Source organism: Nosocomiicoccus sp. HMSC059G07 (assembly GCF_001815515.1).
GTDB classification, from domain to species: Bacteria; Bacillota; Bacilli; order Staphylococcales; family Salinicoccaceae; genus Nosocomiicoccus; species Nosocomiicoccus ampullae_A.
Genome location: NZ_KV820861.1, coordinates 56,565 through 56,990 on the forward strand (window position 1 = coordinate 56,565; position 426 = coordinate 56,990).

The window sequence follows — 426 nt, forward strand, 5'->3', positions numbered from 1 at the left end:
GTATTAACATATTAGAAAAACTTGCTGAAACAGTATCTCGAGCGTTACAAAATTTTGATATAGAAATTACAGAAACACATCATAATAAAAAGAAAGATGCACCAAGTGGTACAGCTCACATGTTATTTGATGCGGTAAATAATGGTAGAGATAATACTTTATCGGCAAACTACGGTAGAGAGGGTATGGCAAAAAGAGAAAGTAATGAAGTCGGTATCCACGCCCTAAGAGGTGGTACAGTTGTCGGAACACATACTGTTAGTTTCTTCGGTGAAAATGAAGTATTAGAACTAACACATACTGCATATTCTAAACGAATATTTGCTGAAGGTAGCTTAAAAGCTGCACAATTTATCGTGACAAAAACTCACGGATTATATGATGTAAACGATATTTTAGAGGTGAATTATAATGAGTAAAATTAAT

General features: G+C 33.6%; 1 protein-coding gene. It reads left to right on the forward strand.

What is annotated here, in order from left to right:
- The coding region (gene dapB / locus HMPREF3029_RS09450; protein ID WP_070710231.1) for a 4-hydroxy-tetrahydrodipicolinate reductase at positions 1-419 on the forward strand (419 nt) is incomplete at its 5' end.
- Positions 420-426: the final 7 nt, after the last annotated feature.